This is a genomic window from Thermostichus sp. OS-CIW-26 (assembly GCF_054058395.1).
Map to the genome: position 1 here is coordinate 138096 of NZ_JBSSAG010000004.1, position 25457 is coordinate 163552.

At 59.8% G+C, this 25457-nt stretch carries 19 protein-coding genes; 7 read left to right on the top strand and 12 right to left on the bottom strand.

The window, feature by feature from the left end; translation table 11 throughout:
* Positions 1 to 12 precede the first annotated feature (12 nt).
* The 3 genes from ACVW0C_RS03480 (at position 13) to ACVW0C_RS03490 (ending at position 4107) form a co-directional block, all read left to right on the top strand.
* Positions 13 to 507: a DUF427 domain-containing protein gene (locus tag ACVW0C_RS03480; RefSeq protein ID WP_011433071.1), complete on the top strand. Its 495-nt coding sequence runs from the start codon at positions 13 to 15 to the stop codon at positions 505 to 507.
* A gap of 128 nt (positions 508 to 635) precedes the next feature.
* Complete coding sequence (locus ACVW0C_RS03485) at positions 636 to 2705, top strand: SH3 domain-containing protein (RefSeq protein WP_457384356.1); 2070 nt, start codon at positions 636 to 638, stop codon at positions 2703 to 2705.
* A gap of 418 nt (positions 2706 to 3123) precedes the next feature.
* The gene (locus ACVW0C_RS03490) at positions 3124 to 4107 is read left to right on the top strand and encodes an energy-coupling factor transporter transmembrane component T family protein (protein WP_457384357.1); all 984 of its coding nucleotides are present in this window, start codon (positions 3124 to 3126) and stop codon (positions 4105 to 4107) included.
* A 24-nt stretch (positions 4108 to 4131) separates the two neighbouring features.
* On the opposite strand, the gene ACVW0C_RS03495 is transcribed toward ACVW0C_RS03490, so the two are convergent.
* The 3 genes from ACVW0C_RS03495 to ACVW0C_RS03505 form a co-directional block, all read right to left on the bottom strand.
* Positions 4132 to 7041, bottom strand: a complete 2910-nt coding sequence (locus ACVW0C_RS03495) for a GAF domain-containing protein (RefSeq protein ID WP_457384358.1) — start codon at positions 7039 to 7041, stop codon at positions 4132 to 4134.
* A gap of 659 nt (positions 7042 to 7700) precedes the next feature.
* Positions 7701 to 8276, bottom strand: coding sequence for an NADPH-dependent FMN reductase (locus ACVW0C_RS03500; protein ID WP_041437310.1), 576 nt, complete (start codon positions 8274 to 8276; stop codon positions 7701 to 7703).
* A gap of 187 nt (positions 8277 to 8463) precedes the next feature.
* A complete protein-coding gene (locus tag ACVW0C_RS03505) occupies positions 8464 to 10785 on the bottom strand; it encodes a fused MFS/spermidine synthase (protein WP_457384359.1) in 2322 nt (773 codons plus the stop codon).
* A 268-nt stretch (positions 10786 to 11053) separates the two neighbouring features.
* Here ACVW0C_RS03505 and ACVW0C_RS03510 point away from each other — a divergent pair, with 268 nt between their 5' ends.
* Positions 11054 to 11992 carry an alpha/beta fold hydrolase gene (locus ACVW0C_RS03510; protein ID WP_041436448.1) on the top strand — a complete coding sequence of 313 codons (939 nt, stop codon included), beginning with the start codon at positions 11054 to 11056 and terminating at the stop codon, positions 11990 to 11992.
* Between the two features lie 67 nt (positions 11993 to 12059).
* On the opposite strand, the gene ACVW0C_RS03515 is transcribed toward ACVW0C_RS03510, so the two are convergent.
* Positions 12060 to 12542 carry a pyridoxamine 5'-phosphate oxidase family protein gene (locus ACVW0C_RS03515; RefSeq protein WP_457384360.1) on the bottom strand — a complete coding sequence of 161 codons (483 nt, stop codon included), beginning with the start codon at positions 12540 to 12542 and terminating at the stop codon, positions 12060 to 12062.
* Positions 12543 to 12738: 196 nt separating this feature from the next.
* Here ACVW0C_RS03515 and ACVW0C_RS03520 point away from each other — a divergent pair, with 196 nt between their 5' ends.
* Complete coding sequence (locus tag ACVW0C_RS03520; protein WP_011433062.1) at positions 12739 to 12960, top strand: high light inducible protein; 222 nt, start codon at positions 12739 to 12741, stop codon at positions 12958 to 12960.
* 579 nt (positions 12961 to 13539) lie between these two features.
* Here ACVW0C_RS03520 and ACVW0C_RS03525 read toward each other — a convergent pair.
* The 4 genes from ACVW0C_RS03525 to ACVW0C_RS03540 form a co-directional block, all read right to left on the bottom strand.
* Complete coding sequence (locus ACVW0C_RS03525) at positions 13540 to 15723, bottom strand: CHASE2 domain-containing protein (RefSeq protein WP_457384361.1); 2184 nt, start codon at positions 15721 to 15723, stop codon at positions 13540 to 13542.
* Positions 15724 to 15898: 175 nt separating this feature from the next.
* On the bottom strand, positions 15899 to 18037 hold the full coding sequence (locus ACVW0C_RS03530) for a polyribonucleotide nucleotidyltransferase (protein WP_011433060.1): 2139 nt from the start codon (positions 18035 to 18037) through the stop codon (positions 15899 to 15901).
* A gap of 59 nt (positions 18038 to 18096) precedes the next feature.
* Positions 18097 to 18378: a MoaD/ThiS family protein gene (locus tag ACVW0C_RS03535; RefSeq protein ID WP_457384362.1), complete on the bottom strand. Its 282-nt coding sequence runs from the start codon at positions 18376 to 18378 to the stop codon at positions 18097 to 18099.
* A gap of 285 nt (positions 18379 to 18663) precedes the next feature.
* Positions 18664 to 19857 (bottom strand): RNA-guided endonuclease InsQ/TnpB family protein, encoded by a 1194-nt coding sequence (locus ACVW0C_RS03540; protein WP_457384369.1) that lies wholly within the window; start codon positions 19855 to 19857, stop codon positions 18664 to 18666.
* A 107-nt stretch (positions 19858 to 19964) separates the two neighbouring features.
* Between ACVW0C_RS03540 and ACVW0C_RS03545 the strand changes: the two genes are divergently transcribed.
* A complete protein-coding gene (locus tag ACVW0C_RS03545) occupies positions 19965 to 20846 on the top strand; it encodes an arylamine N-acetyltransferase family protein (protein WP_457384363.1) in 882 nt (293 codons plus the stop codon).
* 59 nt (positions 20847 to 20905) lie between these two features.
* On the top strand, positions 20906 to 22546 hold the full coding sequence (locus ACVW0C_RS03550) for a 2-isopropylmalate synthase (RefSeq protein WP_457384364.1): 1641 nt from the start codon (positions 20906 to 20908) through the stop codon (positions 22544 to 22546).
* Here the strand turns inward: ACVW0C_RS03550 and ACVW0C_RS03555 are convergent.
* From ACVW0C_RS03555 to ACVW0C_RS03570, 4 genes are all read right to left on the bottom strand, one after another.
* Complete coding sequence (locus ACVW0C_RS03555; protein ID WP_457384365.1) at positions 22543 to 23604, bottom strand: ABC transporter ATP-binding protein; 1062 nt, start codon at positions 23602 to 23604, stop codon at positions 22543 to 22545. The two genes, ACVW0C_RS03550 and ACVW0C_RS03555, sit on opposite strands and share 4 nt — an antisense overlap.
* A gap of 133 nt (positions 23605 to 23737) precedes the next feature.
* Positions 23738 to 23941 carry a phycobilisome linker polypeptide gene (locus ACVW0C_RS03560; protein ID WP_011433055.1) on the bottom strand — a complete coding sequence of 68 codons (204 nt, stop codon included), beginning with the start codon at positions 23939 to 23941 and terminating at the stop codon, positions 23738 to 23740.
* Between the two features lie 166 nt (positions 23942 to 24107).
* Positions 24108 to 24593: an allophycocyanin subunit beta gene (gene apcB, locus ACVW0C_RS03565; protein ID WP_011433054.1), complete on the bottom strand. Its 486-nt coding sequence runs from the start codon at positions 24591 to 24593 to the stop codon at positions 24108 to 24110.
* Between the two features lie 63 nt (positions 24594 to 24656).
* The gene (locus ACVW0C_RS03570; RefSeq protein ID WP_011433053.1) at positions 24657 to 25142 is read right to left on the bottom strand and encodes a globin family protein; all 486 of its coding nucleotides are present in this window, start codon (positions 25140 to 25142) and stop codon (positions 24657 to 24659) included.
* Between the last annotated feature and the right edge of the window lie 315 nt (positions 25143 to 25457).

Genomic DNA, 25457 nt, shown 5'->3' on the forward strand with positions numbered 1-25457 from the left:
AGATATTGACCCATGTCTCCCCAACCGATTTCTCCCCATCCAGGACAAGAATCTGTCTGGGACTATCCGCGCCCACCTCGTCTGGAGCCCACCACAGAACTGGTGGAAGTTCTCTTCAATGGCGAGCTCATTGCCCAAAGCCGCCGTTGCTACCGCGTCCTGGAAACCAGCCACCCGCCCACCTACTACATTCCCCCCACCGACGTTCGACTGCAGTATCTCCGCCCCAGCTCTCGCACCTCTTTCTGTGAGTTCAAAGGGGCTGCCTGCTACTGGACAGTTCAGGTCGGATCCCAAACAGCCGTAGATGCCGCCTGGAGCTATCCGGATCCCAGCCCGGCGTTTTTGCCCATCCGCGACTACCTTGCCTTTTATCCAGGCCGTGTGCAGGAGTGCCGGGTAGGTGGAGAACGAGTCCGGCCTCAACCCGGAGATTTCTACGGCGGTTGGATCACCTCAAAGGTCGTAGGCCCTTTCAAAGGAGAGCCGGGTAGCTGGAACTGGTAGGGGCGGAGCAGCGATTCCCGAGGGGGGATCCCTTTTACCCACGAAAAGGACTACAGTTAAGTCGATGCGGGTAAGTTGTCCAAGGACTCCGTCCCGCTGGCACGAACAGGAGAGCGCGGACAAAAACCATGACGGTGCGGGTGCCCCTCGACTATTATCGGGTTTTGATGCTGTCGGCACGGGCAGATGAGCATCAGATTGAGCAGGCATACCGGGAGCGGATCGATCTCAAGCCGGGCGAGCGCTCCTGGCTGTCGGGGTTCTCGCCACAGGCTGTGGAAGCTCGCGCCCAGATGATCCAAGAGGCGGCTTCTGTGCTGCTGAACCCTGAGGCACGACGAAACTACGACGAACACCTCATGCCAACGGATCCCACCTTGACGGTGGAGGAGGCGCACCTACCGGGAGTGCTGTGCTTGTATTGCGAAGCCGGAGAGTACCAGGCTGCGTTGGACTTGGCTCAACACCTGTTGGAGCAGGGCCACCCTGCTCGTTCCGATGCCATTTTGGCGCGGGCCATCGCTCGTCTGGAACTGGGTCGAGAAGCCTGGCAACAGGGATCCTACGAAGAGGCGGCGCGTTCCCTACAGGCGGGCTTGGCGGAGCTGGAGGAGTATCAGGCCTTTCCGCAGATGCAAGCGGAGATCCGTATCGATTTGGGCAAGCTGCGTCCCTATCGCATTTTGCAACTCCTCAGCCAAAGTGCTCCCGCCCAAGCTGGAAGACACACCGCTGATGGGAACGGGGAGCGGCAGCAGGGACTGGCTCTCCTCAAAGCCATGCTGGACGAACGGGGCGGCATCGAGGGGATGGGGCAAGATGGCTCTGGCCTCAGCACCGAAGATTTCCTGCGCTTTATCCAACGGGTACGTCGCCACCTCACCCTCAAAGAACAGCAGGAGTTGTTCGAGCGGGAGGCTGAGCGTCCCTCGATGGTGGCCGCCTACTTGGCCGTGCAGGTGTTGCTGGCGGCAGGTTATCTGGAAAACCGCCCGGCTCTGGTGCGGCGTGCTCGCGGCTACCTGGCTCGTCTGGCGCAGCGGCAGGATGTGCATCTAGAGCAGGCCATCTGTAGTCTGTTGCTGGGGCAGACCGAAGACGCGCTCGCCCATCTGCGCTCCACCCAAGAAGTAGAGGCCTTGCAGTTTATCGAAGAACACTCCGCCGGTTCTCCCGACCATCTGCCGGGTCTGTGCCGCTTCACAGAAAAATGGTTTCAGGAGGAGGTGTTCCCGGAGTTCCGCGGTCTGGAAGCCGCCCAAGTGACGTTGCAAGCCTACTTCGACAACCCCCAAGTACAAGCTTACCTGGACGAAATGCCCAGCCGCGAAGACCCGCCGGCAGGGATGCTCTCTCCCAGTGCTCCGCACCGCTGTCGCGAACAAGCCCCCCATCCCCCACCTCATTTGCCTGCCGTGGTGGGTCCTGAGCCAACCCAGGAATTGTATCGCCCACCCGCCCCTTGGCAACAGGGGGTGCCAGAACCCCCGCGCCTCTCGGATTTGCCCTCTTACCGCAGCACCCCCAAGGCGGGCGTCTCTGCTCTTGCGGATGAGAGTTCTAGTGCTCCGCACCCCTGTCGCGAACGCGCCCAAGACCGTTCCCCTCAGGGGGACGGAGTCCAGGGCCTAAGGTCCGCTGGCGCGATCGGTTTGCAGGATGTGGAGCGTTACCGCCGCAGCCGCTTGGGATCCCGTAAGCGTCCTGCCCTTCCCGCCGTGGGCTTCGCACCGCTGACGCGAGTGGCCGGGGTGGTCGGTGTGGGCATTCTCTCCCTGCTGGTCATCTGGCAAATGCTGCGGGGCCTCTTCACGCCGCCGCCGGCACCACCGCTGGAGCAACCCCAGGTGCAAATTGAGCAGCCGCCGGTTGACATATCGCTACGCGACGCCTCCGCGAACGACAATCCCGGCCAGACAGAACCCGCTCCCCCGCCTGAGCTAACCGGCCCTCTGGCGGAGTGGCAAGGAGTACAACAGGTGCGGGTGGTCTCCAACGATGGCCTCAACATTCGCCAGCAACCCAGCCTGACGGGAGCCATTGTCGGGACAGCCCCACGCCAAGCCCTGCTGCGGGTGGTGGAGGTGCAGGCTGGGGAGGGACAGGTGCCCGTCTGGCTGCGCATTGAGCGAGATGGCGCGCCCGGGGGATGGGTCGCCGCCCAGTCGGGCTCCACCCGTCTGGTGGAACGGCTCTAGCTCTGATACATTTACGCTGAACACTGCTGAACATCACTGTTCAACTATGCAGCGATAGCATCCTGTTTGTTTCCATTCGCGTTAGCGGGACGGAGTCCAAACAGAATGGCGGTATCCCGCAAAGCTTTGAGTAGAATACCCAAAGCGCAGTTTCCGTGTCGTCTTACTACCAATTTTCTGCTTTGCTTTGGCTACCATGTTGGCAGACTCGAAAGTAAACAGAAAGATCAACTGGTAGTAATCCGTACTGAACATATTATACATTATTTTCAGTATAGTTGAGCTTATTATTGACTAGAGTCATGCTCCCTTGCTGCCAGCTGTTATTGCTCCGCAACGCTGCTGCGACCGCGCTACGGGGACGGAGTTCTCGGTCCCGCCCTTTTAAGGGGTATAGTCTGCTTCCTTCTCAACTGTTGTGGATATTCTGCGCAATGCCCCGCTGGGGATTTATCTGGAAGAGCCTCGCACCTGGCTACATTGCCTGGATCCGCGAGTCAAGCTGGCCTGGCTGCTTAGCTTTCTCCTCAGCCCCATTCTGGCCGGCAATGGTTGGCGCTTGGCTGTGGTGGTGGCTCTTCTGCTGCTAACTGTGGCGGCCCGTCTGCCGCGCCGGGTTTGGTCAGGCCAACTCTCCCTGGTGCTGGCCCTGAGCCTGCTCACCTTTGGAATCACCAGCTTGGCCCCCGATGGGTTGGGGGTTTTCCCGCAGCCGCAACGGCAGGATATGCAGGTGGTGGGCTATGGGCTGACCGGGATCCCCGCTGTTCCCGTTAGCGGTGCAGGGCACTTCGACTTGGCCGTAGAACAGGGATCCCCAGACCGTGCCTGGCGGGCGCAAACCCGTGCCTGGCAAACTCCTTATCGCTACCGCCTGGTTCAGTTTTCCCTATTGGGACGAACCTTTCAGGTCTCCCGCCGTTCTCTATCGGTGGCGCTGCGGCTGGGCACCCTCATTTTTACGTTGCTCTACGCTACCCATTTGTTTCTGTTGACCACGGCCCCCGAAGAAATTGCCGAGGGGATCGGCCAATGGTTGCAGCCTCTCAAGCGTTGGAGATGGCCGATTGCCGAAGTAATTCTCACCCTCACCTTGGCGCTACGCTTTCTGCCTCTGGTGATGGAAGAGGTGCAAAACTTGACGCGGGCGGTGCGAACTCGGGATGTGCGCTGGGGATCCCTGAGTTTCCGGGGCGGGATGCAAACCCTGCTGGCCTTGGTGGAGCGCTTTTTTGAAAACTTGCTCCTGCGTGCCGAACAGACGGCTATGGCAATGCAGGCCCGTGGGCTGACCGGCCCAGACCATCCCCTGCGCTGGCACCGCCTACAACTGCGGCGGCTGGATCGCGGCCTACTGGCTCTACTGCCCCTGTTTTGGCTGCTCAGAACCTTGTCCCCCTAAGGTGACCGGCAACACAGCTTTTTCCTACCCAGGGGGATGGGGCTCGTCGCTGCCCATCGGCAGGAGCAGCCGAGAGACACAACGCCCATCGGAAGAGAGGTAAAAGGAGAGCTGGCCCCCCATCCGCTGCACCACCCGTTGACACAGGCTGAGTTCCAAACCAGGACTCACCGATAGAGGCGACTTGAGCAGAGGATCTGCGTAGATCACCTGGTTCGGATCCAACTGAAGGGCGGCCATCAGGTGAGGGTCGAAGCTGCCCTGATCCACCACCAGCAGCTCTGCATACCCAAAGTGCTCCGCACCGCTGTCGCGAACGCTGGCTTGGCTCCACAGATCCAGCCGCCCCCCTTCCGGGCTGCGCAAAATAGCGGCTGTCAACACCTCCCAGAGCACCATCTCCAGTCGTTCGGGATCCCCCTGGACGGCAATGATCATGTCCCCATGGGCCCGCGGCCACAGCTTGCGTTTTTGGGTCAGGGCCTCCACTCGGCGTAGGCTTTTGCGCACCAAGGTTGCCAAGGGCACCGACCGCAACTGCGGCTGCACCTGCCAAGTTTCCGACTGCAACAACGGCCTTGTGGAGACGGTCAGATCCCGCAGCCCTCTGCCAATTTCCACTACTTTTTGCCAGCGGGTGGCTTCGTCTCCGGGGATCTCCGGCACCTGACCCAGGCGGTGCAGGCTGTCCAGAAGGGCATTCTGCATATCCAGCAGGCGGCGGTGCTTGTACCAGTTCAACTCCCTGAGCACCTCCTGCTGCTCTTGCAAAGTTTGCATCCAGAGCAAGCGCCGCAGCGTCCAGCCGCAGGTCTGGGCGATCAGCATCACAGCCGCCCGCTCGTCGGGATCCCAAACCTTGCCCGCTTCTGCCCCCAAGATCAAAACTCCCAAAGCTCCCGCCTGCGAGGAGTTTGTCTCCCCCAGCGCCACCAGCAGCCAGGATCCCAGGCCGGCAGCAAAGTGCTCCGCACCGCTGACGCGACTGAGCCAAGTGCGGCTGGCAGGGGGGATCTGCTCCTGGGTGAGCGGCAGAGGTTCTGCTGACTGCAGCGCGTAGGCCAGTAGGGGATCTTGCAGGTCGATCTCGGTGGAGCCGGTCTCCGTCCCGGCAGCGGTAGTAAAAGGCCCCTGGAGCTGAGCCCGGCTCTCCCCCGGCTGCCAACTAACCATGAGCGCCAGAGGGATCCCCAGCAATTGGGCCGTCTGTCGGACGGTGGTGGTGTACAGATCTGACAAGGTGGCCAAGTTTGGCAAGGTTGAACAAGTGGCGATCAGGCCCTTGAGCAATTGCTCTTGTCGTTGCCGGCGTTGTTCTGACCGAATTTGCCGCAGGATCACCCCCACCTGTTGGGCGATCCCCCGCAGCAGTTGCCGCTCTTCCCGGCTCCAGGCCCGTAGCTGGGGATGCAACACCAAGAGCAGCCCTTCCACAGGTGTGGTGGCGGTACCGCCGACCCCGGTGTGGGTCAGCATCAAGGAACGAACCCCTGCCAGTTCCTGCCGCCAAGAGAGCAGGCGCAGATCTTGGTCGTAGTTTTCTGCCACGACCACCTCGCTGCGCATGAGATCCTGCCAGTCCTGGTCGCTCAGAGGGCTGAGCTGCTGTGGCAAAGTCTGCTTGCCTTCCCTGCGGTACTCGTAGAAGAGGCGGGGGATGGGGCTGTCGGGATCCACCGTCAACACGGCCACTGCACCGACTTTCAGGCGCTGGGCCAGGCCGACAACGGCTTGCTGGAGAGCCTGTTGCAGCTCCGCCGGGTTGTAAAGCGAGCGGCCCACCTGTTGCACAAACTCTTGGTCATCGGCCAACTGGCGAATGCGGCGATCCAGATTTTCTAGGGGGGCAGCCAAGGCCAACCCATTGGCGGCAGCAGCTACCAACTGTCGCTCAGCGGCTTGCCAGGTACGGGGCACATCCGATTGCACCCAGATGAACCCCAGCAGATCCTTTTCCAGCAAAATCGGGGCCGCCAAAACGGCCTGGGCCCGCAACTGCTGCATCAGCTTGGGGGGAACCTCAGAGCGAGTCGTCCCTGTGCCGCCCACCACCACCTGGCCATCGGCGAGGGTGTAGTACATGTCCCCCAATTCCCGCAGCGAAAGGCTGACCTCCCCTGTTGGCCCTGCTCCGACTTTCTCCGCCCCGCTGTCGCGAACAGCTTTGGGGACGCTCCCGTGGGGAACGAACTGACCCTGGCCGCGCTCGTGCCAATACACCTGAATGTGGACGGCGCCCAGGAAAGACTGTAGCTCTTGCTTCACCCAGCTGACCCGTTCCTGCAGGGATCCCGCCTGGCGCATCGCCGTTCCCAACCTCAGGAGTGGATCCTCAAGGCGCTTTTCGGTCTGCTGCTGCCAAGCGTTTTCCAACTCTTGCAGAGAAGCTGCCAACTGCCCCAGCAAAATCCCCAGGAGAGCCTTTTCGTCCTCACGGGTGGTAACCCCCCACATTTGGGATCCCAGCATCAGGATCCCCAAGCAGCGCCGCCGTCCCACTGCCGTTCGCGACAGCGGGCCGTAGGCCGAGAAGGGATAAATGAAACAGCCCTGGATCCCGCCCAGTCGCCTGGCCTCCCGCTGCCAAATGCCCATGCGCGGTTCCTGAGAGAGGTCAGGCAGGCTGATCGGTCGCTGCTCGATCACCACCTGCTCCAGGATCTCCCCCGGCTGTAGAGGATGCACCGCCCGCAGTAGGGTTTGATCCTCAAGAAGGGTCACTCCCCCCTGACCCACCAACTGGTGATTTGGATAGTCGTAAAAGGCCAGCCAGATCAGCGGCGCCCCAAACGCCGCCTTGACATACTCCAGCGTGAGCTGAACGAGGGTGTTGGCATCGCTCTGCTCCCGCATCTGCTGCAAGGTTGCTTGCAGGGCCACCAGGGGAGATATTGGCCCAGCTCTATCGGAATGAGGGGGAACAGACTGAACCATACCTGTGTGGAGCTATTCTACAGGTTCCTCTGCAAGTCAATGCCCTCTCAGCCAGATCTCCGTCGGATCTGAGCCTTATTTGTTGCTGGGCAACGCTGAGGCAACAGGTGAGAAGAAGAGAGCCCGGACTTGTTGCTGTTTGGAACAACTTTGGCATACTCTCCGCCCCAAGGGGCAGGGATTCTCGACGTCGGGCGTTCGCCCCATCCTCGACGCAGTGAAAGATTTGGTTTTCATCTCTCACCCAGCCCCAGTGTAGTCTGTCTGCAGCCGTCCTTCATGGCTTCCTAACTTCCCTGGGGTTGGTCGCGGAACGCTTGGAGCATGACTCTAGTCAATAATAAGCTCAACTATACTGAAAATAATGTATAATATGTTCAGTACGGATTACTACCAGTTGATCTTTCTGTTTACTTTCGAGTCTGCCAACATGGTAGCCAAAGTAAAGCAGAAAATTGGTAGTAAGACGACACGGAAACTGCGCTTTGGGTATTCTACTCAAAGCTTTGCGGGATACCGCCATTCTGTTTGGACTCCGTCCCGCTAACGCGAATGGAAACAAACAGAATGCTATCGCTGCATAGTTGAACAGTGATGTTCAGCAGTGTTCAGCGTAAATGTATCAGAGTGTCTCAATCTAGTTTGGAATGACTGTAATTTCAGGAAGGCTTCACCACTGGGATCCCTCGCAGCTTGTGAGTATGGGTCACCAAGCTCTGGACAAAGTGTTGAAAGCGCTGTTGTAGCTTCTCGTCTTTGAGATTGCCTTGCTCGTCAAAAGCGTTCCAAGCCCGACCGATGGCGATTTGCTCTGGGATCACCCAGCCATGCACCCAACGCACAATCAAGCGCATCTGGTTCAGGGTATTGCTGTTGCTCTCGCCGCCCAAAACGCTGATTAACCCAAAGACCTTACCCTCCAGTTGCTCAAAACTCAACAGATCCAGTGCATTTTTCAGGCTGCCGCTGATGCCGCCGTGGTACTCCGGGCTGGCTAGGATGATCCCATCCGCCCGCTTCATGGTTGCTCGTAGGACTGCCACATCGGGATAATCTGCATAGGATTCCGAGCCATCCACAAAGGGCAACTTCATCTGCCGCAGATCGAGGATGTGCAACGGGATCCCCAACTTCTCAAACTCGCGCCGCGCCACCTCCAGCGCCTGGTACGTCAGGGAATTGGGCCGCAAGCTGCCTCCGATTGCCACGAAACGAGCCGCAGAGGTTTCAGCCATGGTGGTTTGAGGATTGCCAGTGAGGGCTTGTAGAGGAGACATGGGCCGGACTCCCGAGCAGACATCAGTTACGTTGCAAACAATCATAACTCATACCAACTTCGAGTTGTAAAGATTTCCTTAACTTTTCTGCTCCGCAACGCTAACACGTTTGCCGAAGGGTCGCGTAGCGATAGCAGCCGGATTCCTATCCAGAACTGGGGATCTGGATACCCTTTAGCAAAGGGATCCGGGGCCAACGGATCACCTGCAGCAGGTTGGAAAAATCATCCCGCCAGACGGGATCCCCGGCTTGGGGCAAAAGGGGCTGCCAGGGATCCAGTTCCTGCAGGACTCCAGAGTTTTGGGCCAAAGGGCTCCGCCCTGCTGAGGCGGTCGTCGAAGCGTCGCGCGGCGATAACAGCACCCAGTGGGAAGGGGCCAGCCCCGCCTGTCGTTGCTCAGGGGAGAGATCCCGGTGGTCTTGGTGCCAAGCGTGAAGCTGCAGGGATCCGGCCAGGCCGGCCAACAGCGGGGCCAGGTCGAGGTGGCGGTTGGTGATGTTGAACAGCAGCCAGCCCTGGGGCTTGAGCTTGCTCAGGTAGAGGGCCAAAGCCTCTTGCGTGAGCAAATGCACCGGCACCGCGTCAGAGCTGAAGGCGTCCATCACCATCAGGTCATAGCTGCCCTCTGGGATCCCCTTGAGGCTGAGCCGGGCATCACCGAGGATGACCTGCACCCGCGCCCGTGCCTGAGCCCACCGGAGATAGGAAAAATAGCGGCTCGCCCAATCGACCACGGTGGGATCCAACTCGAAAAACGTCCACTCATCCCCTGGCTCGGCATAGGCGGCCAACGTGCCGATCCCCAGCCCCAACACCGCAATGGCGGGCGTGGGATCCACAGTCTGGGCTCTGAACGCCGCAAACACCTGCCCAACCGGCCCAGACCGAGAAAAATAGGTCAGCGGCTCCAGCGCTTTTTCCGGATCCAAGTTTTGGCTGCCGTGTAGAGTGGTGCCGTGCAGAAGGCCACGAAAGGATCCCTGCTCAGTTTGGTATTCCACGATCCGGTTGAGGCCGAAGGCGCTGCGCTCGCTGTGGATCACCTGCAGTCCCGGCTGCAGCCAGGGTTGCCCCAGCAGCACAACCAACCCCGCCAGCGCTCCCACCCAACCGACCTTGGCCTGCCAGCCAGGGGCTCCGCTCTGCTGCTGTGAACGGCTCTCCCCTGACGCCAACAGCGCCAGCACCGCCCAGCCCAACGCCAAACCCACCCCAGCGCCCACCTGCAGCAACGCCTGCGGTCGAAAGTGCAACAGCAGCAAGGGCAGGAGCAGCCCCAGCCCCAGCCACAGGCCCACCCGCCCCCCCTGAGCCCCCAGCACTGCCAGCGACATCCCCAGCAACAGGGGATATTCCAGCACCGTCTCGAACACCTGCGGTGCCAAGAGGGCAGAGAACATTCCCCCTAAGCTCCCCCCCAAAGCCAGCCACAGGTAAAACTGCGTCAACTGCTCCACCGGCGGGCGACGGCAAGCCAACCGGCTGTGGCAGCCCCAGCTCACCAGCCCAAAGGTGATCAGATGCAGCGGCAGAAGCAAAAAACCGGGCCTCACCCAGCCCAAGACCTGTGTCCCCACCGCCCCGCAGGCCAGAAGAGCTGTCGTTCCCAAAACCCCCTTATTGGGGTGGATCCCCCCGAAAGCCAGCATGAATGTCAGCAGATAGATCCCCAGGGGGATGGCCCACAACAGGGGCACTGCCGCCACGTCGGTGGTCAACAAGGTGGTGACCGCCACCAACAGGCCCGCCGGCAAAAAAGCCAGACCCGCCCAGCGCCAACGCTCTCGCCAGGAAACAGCCCAATTCCCCAGAGCAGCGCCGGATCCCTGGGAATCCGCCCCACGTTCTTGTGGCTCGGCAACGCCGTTGCAACTGAGCAGCAGACCCACCCCGCTCAGCAGCACCAGGGCTGCCACCAGCGCGTAGGATCCCGTCCACAGGAGAGTTTGCCAAGCCAAAGACAGACGAGGCTCCAACACCAGCGGGTACCCCAGCAGCCCGCCCAAGCTGCCGGCATTGCTGGCCACATAGAGAAAATAGGGATCCAAAGCCTCCCGTTGCCCCGCGACCCCTCTTGCCGCCAACCCCCGTTGCAGCAACGGCGTCGTCGCCGACAGGAGAAACAGCGGCACCCCAGCTCCCAAAGTCAAGTTTGCCAACAGAGCGAGAGGGGGCCACCATCCTTCCGGTTGGCCGGGGATCCCCAGCTGAAAGGGCAGAAGCCTCAGCCCGACCAGCAGCAAGATCCCGTGGATCAGCACCCCCATCCTGGGATTGAGGCCGCGCCCCAGCCGATCTGCCCACAGGTAGCCCAAAAGCAGGGTGGCCTGAAAAAAGGCCAGGCAGGTATTCCACACCAGGGGGGATCCCCCCCACAGCGGCAGCAGCAACTTGCCCACCAACAACTGTCCCCAGAAGAGGCAAAAAGCGCTACCAAACAAGCTGAGGCCAACTAGCCAAACCAAAGCCGACCCACCGCAAAACCCTCAACTGCCAGTATTCCCCACTTTCTCCCGGAAGCTTGAGATGGGATGTTGTAGCCGCTTGGTGGTGCCCCTTGGGATCACCCAACTCAGAGGAAGGCCGATCCTTGTTCCTCGATTCAAGTGCGCCAACGGGTGGAAGGGGGCCACCCTCCGCCAGTACTCTCAGTTGCCCCGATCACAAGGACTTTGTCCCGCTGTCGCGAACGGTTAGGATCGCAACGCTGACTCAAACCTACACTGCACCCCCATGTTGCCATGCAGCGCCAACGCGAACACAGAGCATCGCTGGCTCTGGCGTGACCAGCCCATTCGCTACCAACAGTCGGGATCCACAGGCCCAGCCGTGTTGCTCATCCATGGCTTTGGGGCCAGCAGCGACCATTGGCGGAAAAATTTGCCGGAGCTGGGGCAGCACTGTCAGGTGTATGCGGTCGATTTGTTGGGGTTTGGGGGATCCGCCAAGCCCCTGCCGGGATCCCCTTTGCCCTACACCTTTGAGACCTGGGGATCCCTGGTGGCAGACTTTGTCCGAGAGGTGGTGGGCCAGCCAGTCTATCTGGTGGGCAACTCGATTGGCTGCATTGTGGCTTTGCAGGCGGCGGTTCTGGATCCGGCCCAGGTTTTGGGGGTGGCGATGTTGGATCCCTCGCTGCGGCTGTTGCACGAGCGGAAACGGGGCCAGGTCTCCTGGCTGCGCCGCCGGTTCACCCCTTTGCTGCAATCCCTGCTGGGGTGGCCCCCCTTTGGTCGTTTCTTCTTTGCTCAGGTGGCCCAGGCTAGGGCCATTCGCAATATCCTTCTACAAGCCTACGGACGCAAAGAAGCGGTCACCGAGGAACTGATCCAGCTTTTGCTCAAACCCGCTTTGGAGCCGGGGGCGGCAGAGGTCTTTTTGGCCTTTGTGCGCTATTCTCAGGGGCCTTTGGCTGAAGATCTCTTGCCTCAGCTCACCTGTCCCGTCTTGATCTTGTGGGGGGAAGCGGATCCCTGGGAACCCATTGCTCTGGGGCGGGCCCTGGCAGAGTTTCCTTGCGTGGTGGGGTTCATCCCATTGCCGGGGGTCGGCCATTGCCCCCAGGATGAAGCCCCCGAGCTGGTCAACCCGCTGCTGTTGGACTGGATCCGGGATCCCACCCGAAAACCTGAGAAAGGACTCCATTCTCTCCCCCCAGAAGAGGGGAGCTAGGAAGCGGCGCAGCAAGAGCTTCCCTGGGCTCAAGGATGGCGCGGGCTGCCCTTGGAATTCTCATAATCTACGCCCGACCAAGGTGCTCCAGTTGATCCAGGTTGGGGCCCCTCAGCCGGAATGCCTGGCCAAACCCCTGGATGAAGCTGCCAGCTTTGGGGACGATCTGACAGAAGTGAAAATCCGCCAAGCCCAGGATCATCTCGGCAATCTCGTACTTGGCGCGGTAGAGGGCTTCAAACCCCTGCGCCTGCGCCTCCTCGCGGCTGAGAAACTGGGCTTCTCCGCTCACCATCACCCGCGGCAGGGCATGGTTACTGCGGGGATCCCCTGGCGTAGGCGGCTCGTGGATGAGTAGCGCGGCCCGGGGATCCGCCCGCAAAGCCTGGGTGTGGCCAGAAAGATCGCTGATGACAATGGCAAAGCGCAAGGGATCCCGCTGCACCACAAAAGGCACCAACGACACCGCCGGGGATCCCTGCTCCAGCACCGCCAAGCTGGCCACCGGCTGGCCATCCAGCAGCATATTTAACTGTTCCAGCACCGACATGGTTGTCCTCCAGTCCCCTTGCTATTATCAGCTCCCCTGTACTGGGACAAGAGCCACAACCCTGCTTACAGGCTGTTCCTGGCCTGGTTGAACTCTGCCCGGCAGCTCGGAGCGTTGGGCATTAACGTTGTAAATAAAACTTTACAATCCTACGCAAAGCGAGCTACGCTGGGAAAGAAAGCACGAGGAGAACCCTATGACCCGATATCGCTCCGTTGTCGTCGAAGAAGGTGGTCGGCTGAACAACTACGCCATCGAGCCGGAAATGTATGTGGACAGCACCCCCCGCGTGGGCTTCACCGACTATGCAGAGCGCTTGAACGGGCGTTTGGCGATGATCGGCTTTGTTGCCCTGATCCTGTTTGAAGCTCTGTCCGGTACCACCCTGATTGGCTGGCTGCAGTCCCTGGGCCGATAAGCCAAAGAACGCTTCCTAGGAAGAGGGCTGTCTCTAATCGCCGATTGACTGTTCGCGATAGTGGGACGGAGTCCTTACTTTGCTGCACAATTCTCTACAACCTGATGTGCAAACGCTAGGCAGTTGTGCGAGTGTGCAGGGAGCGGGTGGTTAGGTTTATGTTTCTAGACCCCAGCTACCGTTTGAAATGTACCCCAAGCTCTGGGGGAAGTGACATACTCCCATCACTGACCCTACGGGTACAGTGTGGGCTTCTCGCTTCATTGGGGAGCCTACGCAAGAACCCTCTGCGAGCAGACACGGGATGTCCCACCGCGTAGCTGCACCAGATTCCGGCAAAAGCCGTTTTGTGCAACTACTCTCACCATACACCATGTGGGGGTATCTGTATCCCGACACTGACGCTACGGGTACAGTGCGGGGCTTAGCTAACCCCACACCCCGACAAGCTAACGCCTGTGGAGACTCCTCTGGCGGGGTGGTAGGTCTAAAACCTACCGCTAGTCAAGGGTTGCTGAAGCAGGAAGAAAGCAACAGCGCTGAGCAAAAATCTGTTCTGTTCAGTGCTGTGTAGGTCTTTCAGAGCGGCATCTCCCAGTGCAGCTCGACATGGGTATGGCCTTCTGGGGTGCGGGTGCGATGCCAGGATCCCTTGGGTAGATAGCGGGCGATGGTGTTCATGGCCTTGCTGCCGTAGCCGCCGCTGAGGCCGGGAGCGTACTCGATACCATCGTTGACCACGGAAAGGCAGCAGTGGCGCTCCGTTTGGGCCAGCGACACCTTGACAAAGGAAGCATTGCCTTTGGGGGGTTGCACGTGGGCGATGACATTGCCGATGGCCTCTCGCAAGAAGCGCAAGATGTCTTCTCGCTGATCAAACCACTCACCGGTGTTGGGCTCCTGCAGCGGTTGCAGTTGCCGCTCTACAGATAGCGTTAGGCTGCCCGATTGGATCAGTTCATCCAGATAGATCTCGATGCCTCGATGCAGCCCTTCTCGTAAGCTGGGGGAGATGCGCAGCTTGGCAGCTAGAGTGCGCACATCGTTGAGCTGATTCCGGATCCCGCGTCCGATCCTCTCCAGTTGCTCGAGCAGGTGGTCGTAGACGGTGGGATCGGGAGCTTTTCCCTGGTGCTGCTGCCATTGCAAGCTCTCCAAGTTGTCCATCACCACCTTCAGCTCCTGCAGCTCGCGATCGTGAATGTCGGTGGCTACTCGGTAGAGCAGCTTGCGAGCCTGGTCAATGGCGGCCTCCTGTTCGGCTCGGCGCAGGCGCTCCAGTTCCTGTTGCTGGGCCAAGAGCCGTTCTTGATTCTCCACAATGACCAAAGTGAGCAGCAGGCTCACCCCCGTTAGCCCACTGGCCAGGGCCGGCAAGACGAGAGGCCAAACCCAACGCCCCAGTAGAAACTGGGCCACAGCCCACCCTTCGTAAACGGCAAGCCCCACCACAGGCCGCAGGAGAAACTGCTGTTGCTTCCAGCCCCAAGGGCTCAAAAGTGCTCCGCACCGCTGACGCGAACGTAGGGGGGGACGATAAAGCACCAAAAGCAGTCCCGTTCCCACTCCCAGCAGCAAGACCACCGCAGCCGCCACCCCCCCCGGCACGGATTGGTAGACCTCCCCGGTGAGCAGGCTGGAGAGGACTTGCGCCTGCAGCTCCACCGCCGCAATCTGGGATCCATCCGCAGTCCGCACTGGGAAGGTTTCGGGGTAGCCGCCCACAAAACCCACCAGGACAATTTTGTCCCGCAGTTGGTCGGCAACTTCGGGATCGAGGGGAGGGATCCCTTCTTGGCCGCGGCAGGCTTGGCTGGGGTTGATCATCGGGGCAACAGACCCGGATCCTGCCTGGAGAACAGCTGGAGGGCAAACCCGTTCGATGGGGATGATGGGGATCCCGTGCTGGGAGCCGAGGGGGTTGAATTGAATCGGCTGCAAACCCCGTTCTCGAAACCAGCGGCTGGCCCGCTCCGGGTCGTATTTGGCAAAAGCCAGAGCCTCGACCGAGGCGAACATCTGCTCCTCTTGGCTGTCGCGGCGCAGGTAGAGCCCCCGCAGCTGGGCCTGGCGCAGGATCCCGGCCCTATCCACCCGATATTGCACCACCCCCTGCACATGCTCTGGCGGCACCAAGTACTCCAGCCGCAGGGAAGAAAAGGGCAGGAAATGGTTGTAGATGTTAATCTCGGAGCGGCCAAAGCTCTCGCTGCTGCGGGTGGCCAAGACCAAGCGATCTGGGTAGCGCTGTACCACCTGACGCAGAGGGGCATCTAAGTTCTCGTTGCCCAGGTTTTGAGGTACCACAAAGCTGCTGGGCAGGTTTAGCACCACCACCCTGGCCTCAGCTTCTTCCAGTAGACGCAACGTCAGGCCGGCGTAGTTGGCCCGTTCCAGAAGAAAGTCAACCTTTTGGCCAAGGTGCTCTGCACCACTGGTGCGGCCATTGCTTTCCCCCTGTCCGCTGTTCCCGTTAGCGGGAACGTGCTCCGCACCGCTGTCGCGATCGAGTCCTATACGACCATCAATGCCGACGATCACCACCTCGGGAGAGGGCTGCTGAGGGCCACGCCAAGCGTACAGCCACTCCTGGGCGTCGCTCTCCATCCGCACCAACAAAGGATGCTGAGCAGAAAGGTTAAGCAGAGCAGCCCAACCCAAGCCCCAAGCCAACGCCCAGCCCAGCCGCCGCCGGGAGGGGGACAGTCGAGCTGGAGAAGTATAGCCTTGGCCAACGAGAAAGGGAGGGACGGGATCCGGCATATTGCAAAGGGCTTTGCACCGCTGACGCGACCACACGAACGGCAGTGCAGACGCGAGCCAGCTAAAAAGCGCTCCGCACCGCTGTCGCGATGGAGTTTTCTCTGCCATTTTGGCCGCTGCCGGCGGCTGTCGAGGGGATCCCTGGCCCCCCCGTTGCTGGGGGAAAACCGCAGCCTCAGTGGTGATGGTTGCGCACCCGCGCTGCTTCCTCAGGGCTAATGCCGAGGCGAGTGAGGTTGATACGGCCTTTGTGATCGATGCTGCGCACCTTGACCACCACCTCATCCTCCACAGCCACCTCATCTTCCACCCTGCCGACGCGGTACTCCGCCAGTTGCGAAATGTGGATCATGCCCTCTTTGCCGGGCAAAAACTCCACAAAAGCGCCGATGGGGATGATGCGGGTCACCTTGCCCAAATACACCTGCCCCTCTTCCACCCGCCGCACCAGATTTTCGATCATCGCCCGCGCCGCCTCCGCCTGGCCGCCCACCGAGGAAGACACGGTGATTGTGCCGTCGTCGCTGATGTCCACCTTGGCCCCTGTCGCTTCGGTGATGCCGCGCACGGTCTTGCCACCGGGGCCGATGATCTTGCCGATGTCCTCCGGATCCACCTTGAACGTGAGCAGACGGGGAGCCGTTTTGGCCAACTGGGGTCGAGGCGCAGCAATCGTCTCCAGCATCTTGTCGAGGATGAACTCGCGTCCGGCCTTGGCTTGCCGGATGGCCTGTTCCACCACGTCAACGGTGATGCCGGTGATTTTCATGTCCATTTGCAGAGCGGTGATCCCCGCCCGCGTACCGGCCACCTTGAAGTCCATGTCGCCCAGAAAGTCCTCGATCCCCTGGATGTCGGTGAGGATGCGCACCTCGTCCCCCTCCTTGATAAGACCCATGGCCACCCCGCTGACCGGCGCTTTGATCGGCACCCCGGCATCCATCAGAGAAAGGGTAGAGCCACAGACGGATCCCATCGAGGTGGAACCATTGGAGGAGAGCACTTCCGAGACCACCCTCACCACATAGGGAAACTCCTCTTCCTTGGGCAGCACCGGCACCAAGGCCCGCTCCGCCAGCGCCCCATGACCGATCTCCCGCCGCCCCGGGGAGCGTGAAGGCCGCGTTTCTCCCACTGAAAAGCCCGGAAAATTGTAGTGGTGCATGTAGCGCTTCTCATCCACCGGGTGCAAGTCGTCCAGCTCCTGGGCATCGCCGGGGGTGCCGAGGGTGGTAATGGAAAGGACTTGGGTGAGGCCGCGATTGAACAGGGCACTGCCGTGCACCCTTGGGATCAAACCCACCCGGCAAGAGACCGGTCGCACCTCGTCCAGCTTGCGCCCATCCACCCGCACCCCCTCTTGCAGGATCTGCTGGCGCATCAGCTTCTTGAGCAGAGCCTTGAACTGGTTGTCCAACTCTTTGGGGTTTTCCAGAAGATAGAGCCGCAAGGGATCCCCCTCTGGCCGTTCCTGGATTTGGGCCTCCAGCTTGGCCTTGAGCTCCTCCAGTTGCTGTTCCCGGCTGGTCTTGTCCAAAAACTGCCTGAGGATGGAGCGAATGCCCTCCTGAGCCTGCTCTTCCACAAAAGCAATCAGCTCCTCGTTTTTGGGGGGAGGGGGCAGCTCTACCGGGGTGATGTTGAGATCCGCCAGGACTTGCTGTTGGGCTTTGAGCAGCTCCTGGATGGCCTCAAAACCAAACTCGATGGCCTCCACCACATCCTTTTCCGGCAGTTGGTTGGCCCCGGCTTCCACCATGATCACGCCATCGGCACAGCCGGCCACCACCAAATCCAGATCGCCCGCCTCAATTTCGGCATAGGTGGGGTTGAGGATAAATTCATCCTTGACCAAGCCCACCCGCACCGCCGCCACCGGGCCATTGAAGGGGATGCGAGCGCCGTGAATGGCCAACGAGGCTCCCAAAATACACAACACATCGGGCGGCACCGTATCATCTACAGAGAGGGTGGTGGCCACCACCTGCACATCATCCCGCAGCCATTCCGGGAACAACGGACGAATGGGTCGGTCTATTAAGCGAGAGATCAAAGTGGCCCGTTCCGGTGGCCGACCTTCTCGCCGCAGATATCCCCCTGGGATCCGCCCCGCTGCGTAGAGGCGCTCTTCGTAATCGACCAACAAGGGCATAAAATCAACGCCAGGCCGGCCTGGCTGCCGTGTGGCGGTAACCAAAATCGAGGTTTCGCCCGAAGTCAGCCAAACCCCACACCCTGCCTGGGGGGCCATCAGCCCAATATTGATGTCAATTTCCCGCCCATAAAAGGAAATCGACCGAGTGTATTCTGCCATGTAACGCTTCGCCTTCTTTTTTTCTTGCCGCTATCGTAGCATTCTCCTTTTGCTCCTTTTCAGCCCCCGCTGACCGGAGGGATCAGGGCGACTTCGTCTTCCGCCGATAGGGGAGTGTCGGCAGCTACAAAATTGAGGTTGAGACCGAAGCGCGTTTGGGAGCGCCAAGGAGCCAAGCTGGGGTAGCGCTGGATCAGTTGATCGCACAGCTGCCCGACGGTGGTACCAGGGCTCACCTGCAGGCGCATCTCGGTTTGTCCGATTACTTCTTGATAGACGGCAAAGAGCTTCAGCGTGATGGGAAAAAGCTCATCGGAGGGCAAATTTTGGGCAGCAGCCATCGGTAGCGCTCCCACCTGCTTTGGACGGTCTTGTAAACCATCTTGGGCAAGCTTGGGCCTGGCCGTCCACCAGAATCCTCTGCCCATATCCTACTCATCAGGGATCCCTACAGCCACAGAAAAATCGGCTCCGGGGAAAAGATGCCGTCTTTCAGATTCCAGTGAACTGTTCTTCTGGCTCTGGCCGGGGATTCGTGGCAAGGCTAGGGTAGGCCAAAAGCTTGCTTGGCAGCCAACCGGTTTCTGTGCTGATGCTAGAGCCAGTAAACTACCCGGCTCCGACCACTAAGCGGTACGGAGCGGGCTTTCAGTAGCCCTGGGCCTGCTCTGCTCTACCAGAGAACAAAACAAGCCCGGACCTCTAGGCTGGTTTACGACAGCCCCCAAGAGCGCAATCACATTCGCACCATTCAAATCCGCATCCCCTTCCCATCCACAGTGCCCACACTTGAACGACTTGCCACTGCGATAGGATTGCGCAGGATCGGGATGGATGTGCAAACACCGGTGACAGGTCTGCGACGTGTAGGCAGGCGGCACAAGAATCAGAGAAACCCCTGCAACCCTCGCCTTGTACTCCAGAAACTGACGTAGTTGGTAGAACGCCCAACTGTTGGTCCTACGCCGCTCGGCTTTGCTGCGTGGCTGTTGATTGACCCTTTCCCGGATCCCTGTCAGGTCTTCCAGAGCGATAGCACTGTTTGTGGCTTTTGCCCTAGAGACAATAGCTTTGGAGATGCGATGATTGACCCACACTTGAAAGCGTCTCTCCTTGCCAGACAGCCGTTGCAACAGTTCTCTGCATCTGCGCCGCGAACTGCGTGTGCCCTTACTGGCTTTGCGTTGGAGTGCCGCCCTCAACCGGGAGTAGTGGTCTCGGACTCGGTTCAACTGCTGTCCATTCCAGTTATCTCCTTCCGATGTATGGGCAATATCTGTCCTTCCAAAGTCCACCCCGATCACCTTGTCGGTATCTTGTTGCTTGGGTGGCTTTTCCTCTACGCAAATCTGGATGTCGTAGGAGCCATCCTTCCGCTGGACTAGGGTGGCCGATTTGGGGTTAGAGCCAGCCAGCATTCCCCTCTGGTAGTTACCAATGGCTAGCTCAAAGCGTTCTCTCCCTTCAACCGTGGTCAGCGACACCGTCCAGTCTTTTTGACGGAACGAGAAGATGCGTGCGTCGTAGGTAACGAACCCACGCTTGAACTCTTTAACTGGACGGTTGCGCTGTCTCGCCACTTTGCGAGCGCCGGCCACCCGTCTGCAGACCTGTTGAGCCAAGTTACTGGACAAGCCGAACCGGGCTCGAATCTCGTAGTAGCAAAGGGATTGCAGTTTGACCGCGTTGACGATCTTCTCCGGCGTGTTCTGGTTGACCCAGTTCAATGCCTGCACAAAGACATCCATCGTCGCGTCCAATTTGGCGGCTTGTGACGGGAACGCCTTGAGCTTGCAGGATATGGTCAGGACTTGGCTCATAAGTTCATTGTACTTCATCAAAGCGCATTCCTCCCGGCACTGACCCTACGGGTACAGTGCGGGGCTCCTGCGATTTCTAGCTGACCCCCTCCCAAATCAGGGCCTACTTGGATCGGATCGGCTACGTTGGCTCCACCCAGCTCACCCTGCAAACCCTCCGCCAGATCCACCTAGCCCACCTGCTGAGGGTGCCGTTTGAAAATCTGGACATTCATCGGGGTCGTGCCATTTGCCTGGAGCGGGATTTCTTGTTCCAAAAAATCGTCCGAGAGCGGCGGGGCGGCTTTTGCTTTGAGCTGAACAGCCTGCTGGCCGCTGCCTTGCAGGGAATGGGGTTTTCGGTACACCTGCTCTCAGGACAGGTGAGCCGCGCCGTTCGCGCTACTCCGACGGAGTCCGATGTCCGCTTTGGACCTGAGTGCGACCACTTGGCTGTGCAGGTGAACATCGGCGATGAAGCCTGGCTGGCAGATGTGGGGTATGGGGAGGCCTTTCGCGAGCCGTTGCGGCTGGGGGATCCCGGGATTCAAGCCCAGGCTGAAGGACGCTACCGCCTCACCCCTTGGCCAGGGGATCCCACCGCTTGTCGGTATTGGCTCGTTCAGCAGGAACAGCCGGATCACACCTGGAAAACTCTGTTTCTTCTGGATCGGATCCCACGCTCCCTGCAGGAGTTCGAGCCCATGTGCCACTTTCACCAAACTTCGCCAGAATCGATGTTTACCCGGCTGCGCCTTTGCACCCTGGCCACTCCGACCGGACGGGTCACCCTCGCCGCCCGCGCCAATGGCTCTTTTAAGTGGATCGAGACCACCCCAGAAGGCCGCTGGGAACGCCCTCTCAGGGATGAGAAAGAGTATGAACAACTGCTCGCCTGCGCCTTCGGGATCCACCTTTCTCCATCTCCTTCTGCCGCCGAGGAACGCAGGGAAAACAAGCCAAATGGCAATTTAACAGAGCCCACCCAAATCTTCCCCGAGCCAGGTTAGAACCCCTGCCAGTTAATGTCAAAATAGTAAGGCAATGTTTCGTTATCTCAGTAACCGTTATGGATGCTGCCGCGGTCGCCGGGTTTGATGGCCAAGCTTTGGATCATGTACTCATTTTCGACACCACCCTGCGAGACGGGGAGCAGTGCCCCGGCGCCACCCTCAACACCGAAGAAAAGCTGGCCATTGCCCGGCAGTTGGCCCGGCTGGGCGTCGATATCATCGAAGCGGGATTTGCCTATGCCAGCCCCGGTGACTTTGAGGCCGTGCAGAAGGTGGCCGAGCAGGTGGGAACCCCCGATGGCCCTGTGATTTGCAGCCTGGCCCGTGCCCTCAAGCCGGACATTGAGGCCGCCGCCGCCGCCCTGAAGCCTGCTGCCAAGCCCCGCATCCACACCTTCATCTCCACCTCCGACATTCACTTGAAGTATCAGTTGCGCAAAACCCGCGCCGAAGTGCTGCAAATTGCCGAGGAGATGGTGGCCTACGCCAAGTCCTTCGTGGACGATGTGGAGTTCTCCATGATGGACGCCACCCGCTCCGATCCCGAGTTCCTATACCAGGTGATTGAGGCGGCCATTCGGGCAGGGGCTACAACCATCAACATCCCCGATACCGTCGGCTACGTCATGCCGGAGGAGTTCGGCCAACTGATCAAGGGCATCCGCGAGAACGTGCCCAACATCAAGCAAGCGATCCTTTCCGTGCATGGCCACGACGATCTGGGCGTCTCGGTGGCCAACTTCTTGGAAGCGATTAAGCAGGGCGCCCGTCAGGTGGAAGTGACGGTCAACGGCATTGGTGAGCGGGCCGGCAACACAGCCCTGGAAGAGTTGGTGATGGCCCTGCATGTGCGGCGCAGCTACTTCAACCCCTACTTCGGCCTGCCGGTGGACTCCGAGAAGCCCCTCACCCACATCAAAACTCAGGAGATCTATCGCACCTCGCGCCTCGTCTCCAACCTCACCGGCATGTTGGTGCAGCCCAACAAGGCTATCGTCGGCTCCAACGCCTTTGCCCACGAATCCGGCATCCACCAGGACGGCATGTTGAAGAACCGCCAGACCTATGAGATCATGGATGCCCAGACCATCGGCCTGCAATCAAGCACCTTGGTGTTGGGCAAGCACTCGGGCCGCAACGCCTTTCGCACCCGCCTCAAAGAACTGGGGTTCGAGCTGTCGGAGCAGGATCTGAACAAGGCCTTCTTGCGCTTCAAAGAGCTGGCTGACAAGAAAAAAGAAATCTCCGACCTGGATCTGGAAGCGATTGTTAACGACGAAACTCGCCCGGTGCCCGAACTCTACCGCCTGGAGCATGTCCAAGTGGTGTGTGGCAATCGAGAGGCTCCCACTGCCACGGTGCGTCTGGTAACCCCGGAAGGGGAAGAGCGGGTGGACGCTGCCGTGGGCACAGGCCCGGTGGATGCGGTGTACAAGGCCATCAACCGCATTGTCAATATCCCCAACAAGCTGATCGAGTTTTCCGTCCAATCGGTTACCGCTGGCATCGACGCCATTGGGGAAGTCACCATCCGCCTGCGCCACGAAGACCGCATCTTTTCCGGCCATGCCGCCAACACCGACATCATCGTCGCTTCGGCCCAAGCCTACATGAATGCCCTCAACAAGCTCTACTCTGCGTTGCATGCGGCGCGCTCCACTCCTGAACAACGGGAGGCCGCCACACAAAAAATCTAAAGGTGCTCTGCACCGCTGGTGCGAACGCTTTGGGGGCTGCCAGAAGGGATCCCATCCGCAAACACCCGCCCGATCACTTCCTCGATGGGCGGGTCGGTTACCGTTAGATCCAGCACATCCAGCTCTGCCAAGAGCTTGGCCACCGTTTGGGTGAGCTGCTCCCGCTGCACCCAAAGCCGCGCCTCACAGCTGCCCGGATCCCCGTCCGTGCGCACCTCTCCATAGAGCTGCAGTTGGGCAACAGGGCAAGGGCGAGCCAATTTCAACCTCACCTCTCGGTAGGGGGCAAAGCGCTCCAGCAATGCCTCGAGGTCGCCATCGTACATGAGCTGCCCCGCGTTGATGACCAGCACCCGTTGGCACAGCGCAGTAATATCGGCCATGTAATGGCTGGTCAACAGCACCGTTGCTCCATAGCGGCGGTTGTAATCCCGCAGAAATTGCCGCACGCCGGCCTGGGCGTTGACATCCAACCCCAAGGTGGGCTCGTCCAAAAACAAAATCTGCGGGCGGTGCAACAGAGCCGCCAACAGCTCCGCCTTCATCCGCTCCCCCAAGGAAAGCTTGCGCACTGGTTGCTTCAGCTTGCTTTCTAGGTCGAGCAGCTCCGCCAGCTCCCCCACCCGCTCCCGAAACTCCTTCTCAGGGATCTCGTAAACGGCAGCGTTGATGCGCAAAGAGTCCATTGCCGGCAGATCCCAAATGAGCTGCTGCTTCTGCCCCATCACCAGGGTGATCTGCCGCAAAAACGCCGGCTCCCGGCGGTAAGGCACATGACCCACCACTTGCACCGTGCCGCCGGACGGATAGATCAAACCAGTCAACATCTTGAGGGTAGTGGTCTTGCCCGCCCCGTTGGGCCCCAAAAATCCCACCATCTCCCCCGGCTGAACTTGAAAGCTCACGGACTGCACTGCCGGGATGTGGCGATAGGTGCGGCGAAAAAAGTGGCGCAGGGTGCCAACCACTCCGGGATCCTTGACGGCCACCGGGTAAACCTTGCTCAGGTTGTGGGCAGCGATGATTGGCTCCAACCGGGTCGGCACATCAGGCAACATCTACCCCCACCCCTACAAAACGGCCAGATCCGCTACCCCAACCCCAAGAACAGAGCTTCCAGAGCTGGGCATACCGGATCTGCAGAGGGCTATTTCTCAGTATCCGAGGGAAAGCAACGAACGAATAGGGGAACTACAGCAGTCCTACGTCCATCCCAGGCTTACCCGTGGCCAGCTCCACCTTCAGGATGCGGCCACCCGATTTCTGGATGCGCTGCTGTTCCCGAAACCAGTTCTCATAGGGCACCAGCTTGGTGAAGTAGGTATTTTGCAGCTCCCGCTGGGTGCGAATTCGGGTTTGGCTGGGCACACAGGCCGTGATCTTGAACATGCGCATGATATGGGATCCCCGCTCAACAACAAAATGGGCTATCTTGACCAGCAAAACAGGCGACTCACCCCAGAAAGCTCGCGTACTTCAGCTAGCACACCAGATCCCTGTGGCAAATCGCCCGCCGTGCTCGTTGAAGAATGCACCTCCCCTGAGGCAATGACGCCGGGAGTTAGCTCAGGCCAGAGCAGATGTAATCGAAGTACACCCCCATTTCCTTGCCGGCCTCAGCACCCACCAGAGCGGCAGTTACCTCTTTCATGGCTTGGATGGCCTGGATGGTTGCCCCAATGGGCACTCCCAGGGAATTGTAGGTCTCCTTGAGCCCGTTCAGCACCCGCTCGTCCAGAATGGAGGGATCCCCGGCCAGCATGGCGTAGGTGGCGTAGCGCAGGTAGTAGTCCATGTCGCGGATGCAAGCGGCATAGCGACGGGTGGTGTACATGTTGCCGCCAGGACGGGTGAGATCAGAGTACAGCAACGCCTTGGCAGCAGCATCCTTGACGATGGTGGAGGCATTGGCCGCGATGGTGGCAGCCGCCCGCACCCGCAGCTCGCCTGTGGCGAAGAAGGCTTTCAACTTCTCCATGGCCGAGCTGTCCAGATACTTGCCTTGAACATCGTAGCTGTTGATTACAGCAGTAATTGCGTCTTGCATGATGAGCTTCCTAAATCCAAATCGACGAACAGCAAAGGGTTGTGCGGCAAAAACAATGAGGGATTAGCTCATTGCCCCCACCACAAAGTCGAAGTAGTAGCCGGCTTCAGCCGCATCGTCAGGAGAGAGCAGACCCATGGCCACCTGCTTCATTTGACGAATGCTCTCGGCCACCGCCGGAATGGGTGTGCCCAAAGAGTTGTACATCTCGCGAACACCCACCAGGCCGATCTCTTCGATTGGGGTGACATCGCCGGCAATGATGCCGTAAGTGATCAGGCGCAGGTAGTAGTCCATATCCCGCAGGCAAGTCGCCGTCATCTCTTCCCCGTAGGCATTGCCCCCCGGAGAAACAATGTCAGGGCGCTTCTGGAAGAGCTGGTCGGCAGCTTGTTTGACGATGCGCTCACGAGACTCGGTTAAGACTTGAGCAATGCGCAACCGCTTCTCACCCGAGGTGACAAAGGACTTGATCCGATCCAGTTCCCCCGGGCTGAGGTAGCGGGCCTCCGCGTCCGCGTTCACAATCGATTTCGTAACAACACTCATGGATATCCATCCTCAAGTCGATTTTTTAAAGAGTATGACGAGCATACCCGCAAGTTATTTTCCGATATGCTTGCCGTCTGCCATCTCAGATCTTCACACTTCTTAAAATTTCTCCCAGAAAAGGGACAGTCCCATTCCCGCCCCGACAGGGCAGTTCCCTCCCCAAAGTCCGGCAAGAGAGGGGCTACAATCTCACCAAATTTTCGGGCTGGAGGCCCGCACCATAGCCGCAGGCTTGGTGTCGGGAGGAAAGCCCTCCTCCATATAGGTTTGCTGGCCAAGTCTGGATAAACTACAATAAGCCCATGAGCCAGA